Below are 14476 nucleotides of genomic sequence, written 5' to 3'. Positions count from 1 at the left end.
ACTTCATATTAACATTTTTATTATTAAGAATCGGCGGCACCGAAGGTGCCGCCGATTTGTTTTTCTTACGAAAAATAGATTTTTAAGTATGAAAATGTAGACACAAAAAAGCCAAAGTAAATACCTTGGCTTTTTATTATTTGATCAGAGATGTTGAGTTCCTCTTAAAAATCATATTTTTCAATTACTTTCTGAGTAACTCCAGTATTGCTGAATCCTCCATCGTGGAATAAATTCTGCATCGTTACTTTTTTCGTAAGATCCGAGAATAATGTTACACAGTAATCTGCGCATTCAAGAGCTGATGCATTTCCTAGTGGAGACATATCTTCAGCATATCCTAAGAAACCTCCAAAACCTTTTACTCCGCTTCCTGCAGTAGTTACAGTAGGAGACTGAGAAACCGTGTTTACACGTACCTTTCTCTCACCCCAGTAGTAACCGAAAGTTCTTGCAATACTTTCTAAATATGCCTTGTTGTCAGACATGTCGTTGTAATCTGGGAATGTTCTTTGTGCTGCAATGTAGGTTAAAGCCAAAATGCTTCCCCATTCATTCATACAGTTTTTTTCCCAGGCCGTACGCATTACTTTATGGAAAGATACTGCTGAAATATCCCAGCCTTTCTCTGCCCAGTCATAATTCATTTCAGTATAGTGTTTCCCTTTTCTTACATTTACGGACATGCCTATAGAGTGAAGAATAAAATCTATTTTCCCGAACTTAGCTACAGCAGCATCAAAAAGTTTATTAAGATCTTCAGTAGAAGTTGCATCTGCACCAATCACCTCAGAACCTGTTTTTTCTGCTAATCCGTTCAATTCTCCCATTCTCAAAGCAATAGGAGCGTTTGATAATATAAATTCAGCGCCTTCTTCATGGCATCTTTCAGCAACTTTCCATGCGATAGATTGTTCATTAAGGGCTCCAAAAATAATTCCTTTCTTCCCTTTAAGTAAACCGTATGACATAATTTTTTAATGTTTAATATTTACAAATGTAGCAATAATTTGTGTTTAGAACATAATAAAAAACGGAGCCTTTATAAAAAGGCTCCATTTTCTTTGAATATATATAAAAGACTGAATTTTCTAGTTCGTTTTCTTCTTCCATTCTGCTTTTACGTCTTCGGCTGCATCTTTCGTTTTTTCCCATGCATCGCTCGCTCCGTCTTTAATGTCTTCCCAAGTATCGGAAGCATTTGCTTTCACCCTGTCTAGCCAGTCTTCCTGTGTAGCTTCCTGATCATTATCTCGTTTTTCATTGATATAATCTCTTGCTCTATCGGCTAAATCACTCACTTTCCATTTTGCATCATTTGCTGTATTTCTTAATGAATTTTCAGTATTGTCAACTGCTTTTTCTGCTTTGTTATAATCTTGATTGTCCATAATATTAAGTATTTAAGTGTTAGATATGATTGAATAAACAAGAACTATTCCTAAAGAAAAAATGCATTGTTAAACTTTTCTTAAAGTTTTAATAGAGGATTACTTGATCACTCTCTCCAAAACCCATTCAATCAAATTCTTCTCCGACTGATGATGATTAGTAGAAAATTCACCGCGTCTTCTGTTGGCAATTACATTATTAACGGTTATTGCTTGGTGTCCTAAAAGTTTAGAGAAAGCATAAATAGCAGAAGTTTCCATTTCAAAATTGGTGATTCCCAAATCATTTAAAGTTTCAAGAAATTTATCATCTAAAGCTTTTAAACGGAGTTCTCTTCCCTGAGGCGCATAAAATCCCGGAAAAGTAGCGGTGTTGCCTTTATATTTGGCATCTATAAATATTTCCCCTAATTCTTCTGACCATTCAGAGAAGTAGAGCATAGGTTTTATTTTCTCGTACGGGAATTTTTCTAAAAAATTTTTGGAAAAATCATTTTCAAACTCATAATCCTGATAAAAATTCATAAGACCGTCTAGCCCTACCACATTCTCCGTTACAAGCATGTTATCAACCTGCACGTCGGGATTTACGCTTCCGCAGGTTCCCATTCTGTAAAGTTGCAGAGATTTGTGTTCGGTCATAAATTCTTTTTTCTTAAGATCTATATTCACCAAAGCGTCAAGTTCATTCATTACAATATCGATATTCTCGGTTCCGATGCCGGTAGACATGACAGAAATTCGTTCGCCTCGCAAGATTCCTGTGTGGGTATAAAATTCTCTTTTATTTTTCTTGATTTCTACCTTATCAAAATATTTTGAAACTTTTGGTACACGGTCAGGATCTCCGACAAGGATTATTTTATCAGCAATATCTTCCGGTAACAGGTTCAAGTGATAGACGCTTCCGTCTTCATTCAGTACCAGCTCTGACGCTGCAAGTTTATTTAGCATAGATCTTTATATAGTTTAGTTATTTGTAAATCTGATTTTTTTCCAAGGATTTAAAATTAAAGAAAATTAAATGAAGCAAAATATAAACATTATTTAATTTTTCGTTAAAACTGCGGTAATGTCAAGATGATAGTTTTGCACATGAAAAATTTTGCGAAATCTTATCCATTACTTTTACTTGTTTTATTTATAGGCATCGCTTCAGTGTCATTCAATTCGCCAGATAAGGGTTCAGCGACGGAAAAAACCTTTATTACTGAAGGTTTGCTAAATTTTAAAACGCATCTTGAAAAATTAAAATCAGATGTTTATCTTTTTGATGAAGATAAAATAAATGCAGAACAACTTCAGAAATCTTTAAGAGATACCAGAAATTCATATAAAGAAATAGAATTTTACATTGCCTATCACTATCCCGAGTTTTCTAAAACACATCTCAATGCTGCACCATTATTCAGGATCGAAGCTGCCGGAACTGCTGCTTACACACTTCCGCCGGAAGGTTTACAGGTTTTGGATGAATTGATTTTTTCTGATAATATTGCTGAACAAAAAAAGAAAATCATTGAGATCACAGATTATCTGTACAACAATTACAACAATTTTTATTTGAGTTCAGTAAAAAACGGCTTGAGTAAAGGAAATAATAAAACGCTTCCTCTAAGAATCGAGTTGATCAGGATCTATACATTAGGATTGACGGGTTTTGATACGCCCGGATCTTTAAATATCTCTCAAGAAGCTGCCTTTGCTTTGACAGGAATGAAAAAATATATTCAGGAAGATTTATATTTTAAAAATTACAGTACACAAAAAGCAGTTCAATTATTATCTGAAAGTATTTCTTATCTCTCAAAAAACAAGGATTTTGAAACTTTTGACAGAATTGAATTTTATAAAAAATGCCTTCAGCCACTATACGAAGAGTTAGGAAATTGGGATGGGAATACAGAGGATCTGAAAGAATTTTCAGGCTGGAATGTTGCCAACAAAAACTTTTTCAGCAGTGATTTTCTGGATCCCTATTTTTATACAATTTTAAAAAGTTCCGAAGATAGTGACGATCTGAAAGCTTTGGGAAAAGAAATTTTCTATGACCAAAATCTCAGCGACAATGGGAAAATGAGCTGTGCATCTTGCCATCTCCCGGAAAATGCTTTTACCGATCTTAAAACTAAATCTTTAAGCAATGCAGAAGGAAAAACCGTTTTAAGAAATTCTCCTTCATTATATAATGCAGTTTTTGCTAAGAGATTTTTCTACGATATGCGTGCTTTTTATCTGGAACAGCAGGCAGAGCATGTGATCTACAACGATCAGGAATTTAATACAAGCTATGAAAGTATTATTAAAAAACTGAAAATAAAGTCTGAATATAAAAAAGCATTCCGCAAAGCCTTTAAAAATGGGAATATTGATAAACAAAATTTTTCTAAAGCATTAAGTTCGTACGTAGCCTCATTATATTCTTTTGATAGTGATTTTGACAAGTTTATGAGAAACGAAAAAGATATTTCTCAGGATGCAAAAAAAGGATTTAATCTTTTCATGGGAAAAGCCAACTGTGCGACCTGTCATTTTGCTCCCCATTTTTCAGGATTGGTTCCGCCGTTTTTTAATGAAAATGAATCTGAAGTTTTGGGGGTTACTAAAAAACCGATCAAAACTCTTCCTGTAGAAATAGATTCTGATCAGGGAAGAATAAAAAGCAATGTAAAAAAGGAAGATTCATGGATATATGAGAATTCTTTTAAAACCATGACGGTTAGAAATATTGCTTTAACTAAACCTTACTTTCACAACGGAGCTTTCAACACTCTTGAAGAAGTTTTAGATTTTTATAATGAAGGCGGGGCAGAAGGTTTAGGATTGAAAATTAATAACCAGACGCTGCCTGCAGATAAGCTGAATCTTACAGAAAATGAAATCAAACAGATCATTGCGTTCTTAAACTCCTTAACCGATATCAGTAAAACGAAAGTCAAGTAGATTTCAGTTTAAATCTATCATCCTAACAAAATTTACTTAACACTAATTTAATCCCCGTAACATTAGGTTTGAGATTAATTAATATTTGAGATGATTTAATTAAAACCCTATTAATAGACTCTCCCGGCCAATCAGGTAGCTTTGCATTGAAAAAATAAAGTATTAAAAAAGTGAAAAGAAAACTACTTACAGTTGCAGCGCTTGCTCTTATTACAAGCCAGGCATTTCAGGCCCAGACTATAATTTTTGGTCAGGGATCATCTTGGAGATATAATGACAATGACGTAGCGCTTGTCAGCACATGGAAAAATGCCAATTATGATACATCGGCATGGCCATCAGGAAACGGACCGTTAGGATATGGCGATCCGGTAACTACATCTTTTGTTGCTGGTGTAGATACTGCTTACCTTACAAAAGATTTTACCGTAAACTTAGCTGATCTTACCAATACCATGGAATTTGGTGTAAGAAGAGATGACGGTATTATCGTATATCTGAATGGGGAAGAAGTGATAAGAGACAACATGCCTGCAGGTACAGTTAATCACGGTGATTTCTCAACAACTATAATAGATGGAGCAGCAGAAACAGCGATCAATATTTTCTCTATTCCTAAGAACAAATTTGTACAGGGAGTTAACAGAATTTCTATCGAATTACACAATAGAAGTGCAACGAGCTCAGATTTAACGATTGATGCCTATCTTAAAAACACTACTGTAATTAATCCAACTACTTGTACAGGAACTCACATCAGCTGTTTTACTTCTATCGTTCCTACCTCACAGACTGCAAAATTAATTATTCCTACTGAGCACGCATTTCAGATGATCCTAAAAGAAGGTGATGCATATACAGAAGGTGGTGGTTTTGTTGGCGGGCAAAATGATTTTACAGGGTATGTACCAAAAAGCGCAAGCAGCACAAATGGTTATCTGTCTGTAAATCATGAAACCAATCCTGGTGGAGTGACCATGGCAGAAATCAATTATAACGCTACTACTAAACTTTGGGCATTAACGAAATCAAGAGGAGTTAGTTTTTCTGCAACGAGTTTGGTTCAGACCATCAGAAACTGTTCCGGCGGCGTTACACCTTGGGGAACAATTGTTACAGCAGAAGAGCAAGTTGCTCTTGGTGATAGCAATGCAGATGGTTTCAAAGATTATGGCTGGTTGGTAGAAATTGATCCTGCAACGGCTCAGGTACTTTCTCACAATCCTGGCGGAACAAAAGATAAGCTTTGGCAGATGGGTATTATGAACCACGAAAATGTGGTAGTAAATAATGCCGGAACAATCGCTTACTATGGTGAAGATGGCGGTACCAATCTGGTATACAAATATGTAATGGATACCCCAAATAATCTTACATCGGGGAATTTATATGTATTGCATTTAGACCAGCCTTTATCTAACGGAAATCCTACCGGTACTACCGGAACATGGGTACAGGTTCCTAATAAATTACAGGCAGACCAAAATAACACGCAGGCTCTTGCATTGTCTTTAGGCGGAACGGCGTTCAACGGTGTTGAAGATGTAGAAATCAGTCCACTTGACGGGAAAGTATACTTTACTGCAAAAGGGTTAAACAAAATATACAGACTGCAGGATAACGGAACAACAGCTTCTCAGGTAGAAGTTTTCGCAGGGGGCCTGACAACTCAATATTCTTTCAATACAGCACAAGGAACTAAAACAGAAACATGGGGCGATGGTAATGATAACCTTACATTTGACGAATTAGGAAATCTTTGGGTACTTCAGGATGGCGGTAAAAACTACATCTGGGTTATTGCTCCGGATCATACAGAAGCAAATCCTAAAGTAAGATTGTTTGCATCAATGCCTGCTGGTTCTGAGCCTACCGGTCTTACGTTTACGCCAGATCACAAATTCGGATTTTTCTCAGTCCAGCATCCTGATGCGTCGATAGATACCGACATTGATGCTACTGGTAATGTAATCAATTACAAAGGCAAATCTGCAACCATGGTGATTGCTTTAAAGCAATTTTTAGGAACAAATACCACCTTAGGAACTACCGAAGCTATTGCACAAACAGAAGTTACAGTTTCTCCTAACCCAACTTCAGGACTGGTAAAAATCAATTCTCCAAAAGCATTGAAAAACCTGGAAGTGACTGCGTACAGCATGGATGGTAAAATTGTTTATACCAAGAAATTTACAGGAAATAATTCTGTTTTAGAATTAGATTTCACCGCTCAACTTCAAGTTTCAAGAGTTTTGATGCTGAATATTGAAGCTGAAGGATTCCAAAAAACCGTGAAAATTCTCAAAAAGTAATTACTTAATTTCTTTCTCAGCTGCCGGCAGTTTCTTTGCCGGCGGCTTTTTATTTTATATGAAAAAATTAATCTTTATTCTTGCATTTTTGGCTCTTACTCACACAAAAGCCCAGATTGATCCTCTGAAATATCCTACATATACCGATATAGATGAGGCGCTGAAAAGTGGTAAAACAATATACAGCATAAGTTTCAGAGAAAAGGGAATGTTCAATATTCCGCCTGATATTGTAAAAATGGATTCTCTTTTTTTCCTGAATATAATGGGAAATAAATTAGAAAAAATGGATAAAGAAATTTTCAGTTTAAAAGAACTCGAATATTTAAATATCAATTCAAACGGTATAAAATGTATTCCGGATGAGATTGGCGAGTTGGAAAAGCTGACTACTTTTTCGATAGGTCTCAACAGTTTGACAAAAATAAATTCTAACTTAGCAAAGCTTCAGAAGCTAAAAATTGTTCATTTTGAAGCCAATAATCTCAATGTTTTTCCTGAAGCTTTATTAGAAATTCCTGCTTTGGAAGAAATCAATCTTCAGAACAACCAGATCAGTTTTATATCAAAAGATCTCGACAAAATTAAAAATCTAAAGTTTTTAAACCTTTCTGCCAATCAGATTAATGACTTAGCCGATGTACAGTTTCCTGGAGAGATAAAATACCTTGAACTTCAGCAAAACTCAATTGTACAGCTTCCCGAATTTCTTTTTAAATCTAAAAATCTTGAATTTCTGAATGCAAGTGATAATAATCTTAAAGAAATTTCGCCTAAAATAAAAGGATTAAAAAGTATTGTAAGCCTGAATTTGGCTAATAACCGTTTGAAGAATCTTCCAATAGAATTTGAAAAGCTTAAAAATCTTAAAACATTAATTTTAACTGGAAATCCGATGGAAAAATCCACCATTCAAAAGTTGAAAGCATTAATGCCTCAGACGCAGATTTATTTTTAAATTATCCACCGACTCTTTTTGTTTTAAAACCCATATCTTTCAGAATCGCCATGATTTTATCACGGTTATCACCTTGGATGATAATAGTTCCATCTTTTTCAGAACCACCAATTCCCAATGTGGTTTTTATTTTTTTTGAGATTCTTTTCAAATCTTCCTCACTGCCTTCCCAACCTTCTACAATAGTTACGGGTTTTCCGTTTCTGCCTTTCTTTTCAAACTTACACACCAAAGGTTCTCTCTGCTTAAATTCTGCTTCAGGCATCTGAAAATCCTGCTCTTCATGCTCAGGAAAAAGGTTTTTGAGTTGATCACGTAAATCCATATGGCAAAATTAATAAAATATTTGTTTGGCAGAGCCGAAGTTCTTTAATAAAATTAGGTCAGTCAAATTCTTCAATTCACTTTAAAATCAATAAATTTGTTTGTAAAAATAAATTAAGAATGTCAAAAAAAGCAATACTGGCAATACTTGACGGATGGGGTTTGGGTCAAAATCCTGAAGTTTCCGCACTTGATCAGGCAAAAACACCATTTATAGACAGCTGTTTTCAGAGGTTTCCGAATACTACTTTAGAAGCAAGTGGTCTTGCGGTAGGTCTTCCATTGGGACAGATGGGAAATTCTGAAGTGGGTCATATGAATTTGGGAGCGGGAAGAGTTGTTTACCAAAATTTGGTAAAACTGAATATGGCGGTAGAAAGTGGCACTTTAGGCCATGATGAGGTTATTCAGGAAGCTTTTGCATACGCTAAAACTGAGAAAAAAAACGTACATTTTATCGGGCTGGTTTCCAACGGAGGTGTACATTCGCATATCAATCATTTAAAGGGATTGTTAACCGCTGCCAGCGAATACGGATTACACGAAAATGTGTATGTTCACGCATTTACAGACGGTAGAGACTGTGATCCGCATTCAGGGTTAAATTTTATTGATGAACTGCAGGATCATATGAGTACAACGACCGGAGCTTTGGCAACAGTTACCGGAAGATATTACGCAATGGACAGAGACAAACGCTGGGAACGTGTAAAATTGGCCTATGATGCCATGGTAAGTGGTATTGGGCAACGAACTACAGATGCTGTTTCAGTTATTCAGTCGTCCTATAATGATGGAGTTACAGATGAGTTCATTAAACCGATTATTCTGGTCAAAGAAACTCAGATTGGAAACGTAGTTCCTGTCGGGAAAATTGTTGATAATGACGTGGTCATCTGTTTCAATTTCCGTACAGACCGAGGCAGAGAAATCACTGAGGTTTTATGTCAGCATGATATGCCGGAGTATTTTATGCGAAAATTAAATCTTCACTATGTTACCTTGACAAATTATGACAAGTCATACAAAAATGTGCATGTTGTTTTTGACGAAGCAGTTTTAAAGGAGACAATGGGTGAGATTCTGGAAAGAAATGGCAGATCTCAAATCAGGATTGCAGAAACAGAAAAGTATCCGCACGTAACGTTTTTCTTTTCCGGCGGTCGTGAGAAACCTTTCGAGGGCGAAAGACGATTGCTGTGTCCAAGCCCGAAAGATGTTCCGACCTATGATTTAAAACCGGAAATGTCTGCATACGAAATTACAAGTGCAATTCTCCCTGAATTACAGAATGAAACGGCAGATTTCATCTGTTTAAATTTTGCAAACACCGATATGGTGGGTCATACAGGAGTTTTTGAAGCGGCTGTTAGAGCTGCTGAAACGGTAGATAAATGTATCGAGCAGGTAGCTACAGTTGCTTATGAACACGGCTACGCTGTTTTTATCCTTGCCGATCATGGTAATTCTGATGTAATGATCAATGCAGACGGATCGCCAAATACGCAGCATTCAACCAATTTGGTACCTTTAATTGTAATGGATAAAGATCACCAATGGAATTTAAAACCAGGAAAACTAGGTGATATGGCACCAACCATTTTATCAGTAATGGGAATAGAGATTCCCGAAATGATGACCGGAGATATCTTAGTAAGCTAAACTGAAAAATAATTTCAACAATACCGTTATATTTTAGATAACGGTATGATTTATGTCACACATGTTATGACAAGCATATGATTTTATGCTTCAGATAGTAAAATTTAATATATTTGCGAACTATAAACGTATTTAAGAAATGTACAATAAGCTTGTAAGAAAAGAGGTAATGAGTATTTTGGAAAAGGAAGTTGGTTCTTTTCTGGATAAATTTTTAACACCAATTGAAAAAATCTGGCAGCCGTCAGATTATTTACCGGATCCTTCAAGTGATAATTTTAAATATGATTTGGATGAAATCCAGACTTTTGCACGTGAGATGCCTTATGATCTCTTTGTAACTTTAATTGGTGACTGTATTACTGAAGAAGCGCTGCCATCCTACGAATCTTGGTTAATGGGCGTTGACGGTGTAGATCAGGAAGAAAAAGTAGGCTGGGCAAACTGGGTAAGATCATGGACAGGTGAAGAAAACCGCCACGGTGACTTATTAAACAAATATCTTTATCTGTGTGGAAGAGTCAACATGAGAGAAGTGGAGATCACAACACAATATTTAATAAGCGATGGTTTTGATTTGGGGACAAGCATGGATCCTTACAGAAACTTCGTCTATACAAGTTTTCAAGAAACTGCAACTAATATTTCTCACAGAAGGGTAGGAACATTGGCAAAGCAGTCCGGAAACGGAAAATTAGCAAAAATGTGCGGTGTAATTGCAGCAGATGAGGCAAGACATGCTAAAGCTTACAAGCACTTTGTAGCAAAAATTCTTGAACTTGATCCTTCGGAAATGATTTTGGCATTTGAAGATATGATGCGAAAAAAAATTGTAATGCCTGCGCACATGATGAGACAATCAGGACAAAAAGCGGGTGAGCTTTGGGGTCATTTTTCAGACGCAGCACAGAGATGTATGGTGTATACAGGCCAGGATTACATCAACATCATGAAAGAATTGTTAGACGAATGGAAAATTGAACATATCACAGGCCTTACTGAAACAGCTGAAAAAGCCCAGGAATATTTGATGAAACTTCCATCACGACTCCAAAAAATCACCGACAGAGTTTCAACGCCAGATTTGCAGTTTCAGTTCAGCTGGGTAAAGAAATAAGCATTGTTGATTTTCAAAATTAAGATTATTATATTTTTTAAAGATACTGATTGTAAGCCTATAGCAAGAAGCTAAGTGCTGACAATATTTTAATATTAAACTATAAATAAGAGTGTCGGACGTTTTTTCGGCACTCTTTAATTATTTATTATCTTTGCACTTCAAAAAAAACAACAAAATGGTAAGTAATAAAAAAATTGCTGTAGATTTCGACGGAACAATCGTTGATGATGCATATCCCGGCATTGGAAAAACTAAAATTTTCGCATTTGAAACCTTGAAAAAATTGCAGTCTCAAGGTTACAGATTAATTCTCTGGACGTACAGACACGGCAAAACCCTTGATGAAGCAGTAGAATTCTGTAGAAAAAACGGAATCGAATTTTACGCTATCAATTCAAGTTTTGAAGGAGAAGTTTTTGACTCCGAAACACAATCAAGGAAATTAGATGCAGATTGGTTTATTGATGACCGAAATCTTGGTGGTTTTCCGGGTTGGGGTGAAATTTATAATATTATTAACGAAAGAATAGAGTTCCGTGTAGAAGGGAAAGAAGTTTTAGCCTATTCAAAATTAAAGAAAGAAAAGAAAAAAGGGCTTTTCTGGTAAAAAATAATTTAGAAATTAGAAGGTAGTAATTAGCAATTTGTCTATCGCTGCTTTTTAGTTTATCATAAGAATATTAGATGCTGAAGTTCTATTAAACTAAATATCGAACAAGTTGTAAATCTAACTTCTCATATCTAATGTCTAATATCTATTTTAAAAAATGATTCAATTAAAAACAATAGACGAGATTCGTCTGATGAGAGAAAGTGCTCAGTTGGTTTCCAGAACACTGGGAATGCTGGCTAAAGAAATCAAGCCCGGGATTACTACTTTATATTTAGATAAATTGGCGCATGATTTTATCAAAGATCACGGTGCAGAACCGGCATTTTTAGGATATGGAGGCTTTCCGTATTCACTTTGTATCTCACCTAACGATCAGGTGGTGCACGGTTTTCCGAATAAAGATGAGATCAAAGAAGGTGATGTGCTTTCTGTAGATTGTGGCGCTGTTTTGAACGGTTTTGTAGGTGATCATGCTTACACTTTTGAAATTGGAGAAGTAAAACCTGAGATCAAAAAACTACTGCGGGTGACCAAAGAATCTTTGTACAAAGGAATCGAGCAGTGTGTAAGAGGTAAAAGAATAGGAGATATCTCTCATGCTATTCAGAACTATTGCGAAAAGGAGGGTTTTGGCGTTGTAAGAGAATTGGTAGGACACGGACTAGGTAGAAAAATGCATGAAGAGCCAAATGTTCCAAACTACGGAAAACAGGGAAGTGGTAAGGTCATCAAAGACGGTTTAACAATTGCAATAGAGCCGATGGTGAACATGGGAACCGAAAAGGTGAAATTTCATAATGACGGTTGGACGGTAACTACGCTTGACAATCTTACCTCAGCGCATTTTGAGCATGATGTTGCGGTGGTAAATGGGAAACCAGTTTTACTCTCTACCTTTAAATATGTTTACGAAGCTTTAGGAATCGAAAGTGATGAAGAACAGCCATTTCAAATGGATTTTTAATGAAAAAGATAACCAAACTTTTATTAAATAAAATTCCACGTCCGGTGCTGATCAAAATGAGCATTTGGGCACGGCCGCTTATTTATCAGTTTTTCAAAGGTGATGAATTTTACGACCCTATCGACGGGAGATCCTATCGCAAATTTTTGCCTTACGGATACGGAAAGCAAAGAGAAAATGCTCTTTCTCCCGGAACGTTAAGCTTAGAAAGACACCGCCAAATGTGGCTCTATCTGCAGAATGAGACTGATTTTTTTATTAAAAATTATAAGGTTCTTCATATCGCACCCGAACAGGAATTTTTAAGGAAATTCAAAAAAATGAAAAATCTTGATTATATTTCTGCCGACCTTTATTCGCCTATCGTTGATGTAAAAGCAGACATTCTCGATTTACCTTTCGCGACAGAAAGTTTTGATATAATTTTCTGCAATCATGTTTTAGAGCATATTGAAGATGACGCTAAAGCAATGGGTGAATTGTATCGTGTTCTGAAACCTGGAGGATGGGGTATTATTCAGGTGCCTATGAAAAATTCTTTAGAGAAAACCTATGAAGATTTTACGATTAAAGATCCGAAAGAACGCCAAAAACATTTCGGCCAGTATGATCACGTTCGCTGGTACGGAATGGATTATTTTGACAGGTTAAGAAATGCCGGTTTTGATGCGGAACCCAACTTTTATTCGAAGCAATTCACTGAAGCGGAAATTTTTAAATACGGACTCAATCACAACGAAATTTTACCTGTTGTATATAAAAAGTAAAAAATAAAACGTCCTCATTATTGAAGACGTTTTTATATTATCTGAATATATTTTCTTGTAATATGATCATCTTTTTTAATAAGAAACCGCTTTCAAACCAATCACGGAGCCGATTAGCGTACAAATAAAAAATATTCTCCAAAAGCTTATCGGATCTTTAAAAACAAAGATACCCATCAGAACGGTTCCTACTGCACCAATTCCGGTCCAGACTGCATAAGCCGTCCCAATGGGAAGCGTTTCTGTAGCTTTGATCAGCAGGAGCATGCTTATTGTAAGACAGGCAAGGAAACCACCAAACCACCAATACATTTCGTTTCCCGAGGTATCTTTTACTTTTCCTAAACAAGAGGCAAAGCCAACTTCAAATAGTCCCGCAATGATTAAAATAATCCAGTTCATAATAAAAATTTAAATGGCAAAAATATACCTTTTAAATGTAATATTGGATGAAGTCAGTTTTTGTTTTACTAACTTTGCAGATCGTAATAAAAAGCGACTTAATTTTTATATATGCATAAAGCAGGATTTGTAAATATCGTTGGAAAGCCAAACGCAGGAAAATCTACCCTTCTTAATGAATTGATGGGAGAAAAACTGGCAATCGTAACACAAAAGGCACAGACAACAAGACATAGAATTTTTGGGATTTATAATGAAGAAGACTTACAGATCGTATTTTCTGATACACCCGGAGTTTTAGATCCGAAATATGGTTTGCAGGAAAAAATGATGGATTTCGTAAAAGATTCTTTACAGGATGCTGACGTTTTTCTTTTCATTGTAGACGTTACCGACAAAGCCGAACAATCAGAATTTTTGATTGAGAAATTAAACAAAATTCCGGTGCCGGTTTTATTATTACTCAATAAGATTGATCAGACCAATCAGGAAGGTCTTGAAAAAATAGCAACCGAATGGCACGAAAGAATTCCTAAGGCAGAAATTCTTCCTATTTCTGCACTGAACGCTTTCAACACAGATGTTATTTTACCAAAACTAAAATCAATGTTGCCGGAAAGTCCTGCATATTATGATAAGGATATGTATACTGATAAGCCGGAAAGATTTTTCGTTAACGAGGCAATTCGCGAGAAGATTCTTTTGAATTATGATAAAGAAATACCTTATTCTGTAGAAGTGGTAACGGAAATGTTTAAGGAAAATGAAGGAATTATTTTTATTGATTCTATCATTTATGTAGAAAGAGATACTCAGAAAGGGATTATCATCGGTCATAAAGGAGAAGCTATTAAAAAAGTGGGCACAGAAGCAAGAATAGATCTCGAAAAATTTTTCTCAAAAAAAATTCATCTGAATTTGTTTGTTAAAGTAAAAAAAGACTGGAGGAAAAATGATCGGGATTTGAAAAACTTTGGATACAGATAGACTAAAAAATCAATATTCATCGTTGTAAAGAAA

At 35.7% G+C, this 14476-nt stretch carries 14 protein-coding genes; 9 read left to right on the top strand and 5 right to left on the bottom strand.

Annotation, left to right across the window (positions count from 1 at the left end; genetic code table 11):
* Positions 1–164: 164 nt before the first annotated feature.
* The 3 genes from K0U91_RS14970 to K0U91_RS14960 form a co-directional block, all read right to left on the bottom strand.
* On the bottom strand, positions 165–971 hold the full coding sequence (locus tag K0U91_RS14970) for an enoyl-ACP reductase FabI (protein WP_220179309.1): 807 nt from the start codon (positions 969–971) through the stop codon (positions 165–167).
* Positions 972–1091: 120 nt separating this feature from the next.
* Positions 1092–1391 carry a hypothetical protein gene (locus K0U91_RS14965; RefSeq protein WP_219968955.1) on the bottom strand — a complete coding sequence of 100 codons (300 nt, stop codon included), beginning with the start codon at positions 1389–1391 and terminating at the stop codon, positions 1092–1094.
* 99 nt (positions 1392–1490) lie between these two features.
* Positions 1491–2345 carry a nucleoside phosphorylase gene (locus K0U91_RS14960; RefSeq protein WP_220179308.1) on the bottom strand — a complete coding sequence of 285 codons (855 nt, stop codon included), beginning with the start codon at positions 2343–2345 and terminating at the stop codon, positions 1491–1493.
* A 141-nt stretch (positions 2346–2486) separates the two neighbouring features.
* On the opposite strand from K0U91_RS14960, the gene K0U91_RS14955 reads away from it, so the two are divergent.
* The 3 genes from K0U91_RS14955 to K0U91_RS14945 all read left to right on the top strand — a co-directional run bounded on the left by K0U91_RS14955 (position 2487) and on the right by K0U91_RS14945 (position 7604).
* Entirely contained in the window at positions 2487–4334 is a 1848-nt protein-coding gene (locus K0U91_RS14955) for a cytochrome-c peroxidase (RefSeq protein ID WP_220179307.1), read from the top strand.
* A 170-nt stretch (positions 4335–4504) separates the two neighbouring features.
* Positions 4505–6646, top strand: coding sequence for an alkaline phosphatase PhoX (locus K0U91_RS14950; protein ID WP_219968958.1), 2142 nt, complete (start codon positions 4505–4507; stop codon positions 6644–6646).
* Between the two features lie 58 nt (positions 6647–6704).
* Positions 6705–7604: a leucine-rich repeat domain-containing protein gene (locus K0U91_RS14945; RefSeq protein ID WP_220179306.1), complete on the top strand. Its 900-nt coding sequence runs from the start codon at positions 6705–6707 to the stop codon at positions 7602–7604.
* Position 7605: 1 nt separating this feature from the next.
* On the opposite strand, the gene K0U91_RS14940 is transcribed toward K0U91_RS14945, so the two are convergent.
* A complete protein-coding gene (locus K0U91_RS14940; protein WP_219968960.1) occupies positions 7606–7929 on the bottom strand; it encodes a translation initiation factor in 324 nt (107 codons plus the stop codon).
* A 119-nt stretch (positions 7930–8048) separates the two neighbouring features.
* Between K0U91_RS14940 and gpmI the strand changes: the two genes are divergently transcribed.
* The 5 genes from gpmI to K0U91_RS14915 all read left to right on the top strand — a co-directional run bounded on the left by gpmI (position 8049) and on the right by K0U91_RS14915 (position 13054).
* On the top strand, positions 8049–9590 hold the full coding sequence (gene gpmI, locus K0U91_RS14935) for a 2,3-bisphosphoglycerate-independent phosphoglycerate mutase (RefSeq protein ID WP_219968961.1): 1542 nt from the start codon (positions 8049–8051) through the stop codon (positions 9588–9590).
* A 139-nt stretch (positions 9591–9729) separates the two neighbouring features.
* The gene (locus tag K0U91_RS14930; RefSeq protein WP_219968962.1) at positions 9730–10707 is read left to right on the top strand and encodes an acyl-ACP desaturase; all 978 of its coding nucleotides are present in this window, start codon (positions 9730–9732) and stop codon (positions 10705–10707) included.
* 178 nt (positions 10708–10885) lie between these two features.
* Positions 10886–11317, top strand: coding sequence for a BT0820 family HAD-type phosphatase (locus tag K0U91_RS14925; protein ID WP_219968963.1), 432 nt, complete (start codon positions 10886–10888; stop codon positions 11315–11317).
* Between the two features lie 160 nt (positions 11318–11477).
* Positions 11478–12287 (top strand): type I methionyl aminopeptidase, encoded by an 810-nt coding sequence (map, locus tag K0U91_RS14920; protein WP_220179305.1) that lies wholly within the window; start codon positions 11478–11480, stop codon positions 12285–12287.
* Complete coding sequence (locus K0U91_RS14915; RefSeq protein ID WP_220179304.1) at positions 12287–13054, top strand: class I SAM-dependent methyltransferase; 768 nt, start codon at positions 12287–12289, stop codon at positions 13052–13054. The genes map and K0U91_RS14915 overlap by 1 nt, the downstream gene beginning before the upstream one ends.
* Before the next feature lie 75 nt (positions 13055–13129).
* Here the strand turns inward: K0U91_RS14915 and K0U91_RS14910 are convergent, their stop codons facing one another.
* Entirely contained in the window at positions 13130–13456 is a 327-nt protein-coding gene (locus K0U91_RS14910; protein ID WP_220179303.1) for a DMT family transporter, read from the bottom strand.
* A 111-nt stretch (positions 13457–13567) separates the two neighbouring features.
* On the opposite strand from K0U91_RS14910, the gene era reads away from it, so the two are divergent.
* Complete coding sequence (era, locus tag K0U91_RS14905; protein ID WP_219968967.1) at positions 13568–14443, top strand: GTPase Era; 876 nt, start codon at positions 13568–13570, stop codon at positions 14441–14443.
* Positions 14444–14476 lie beyond the last annotated feature (33 nt).

Source organism: Chryseobacterium sp. LJ668, assembly GCF_019613955.1.
GTDB lineage: Bacteria > Bacteroidota > Bacteroidia > Flavobacteriales > Weeksellaceae > Chryseobacterium.
This window is presented reverse-complemented; position numbering and strand designations above follow the sequence as displayed.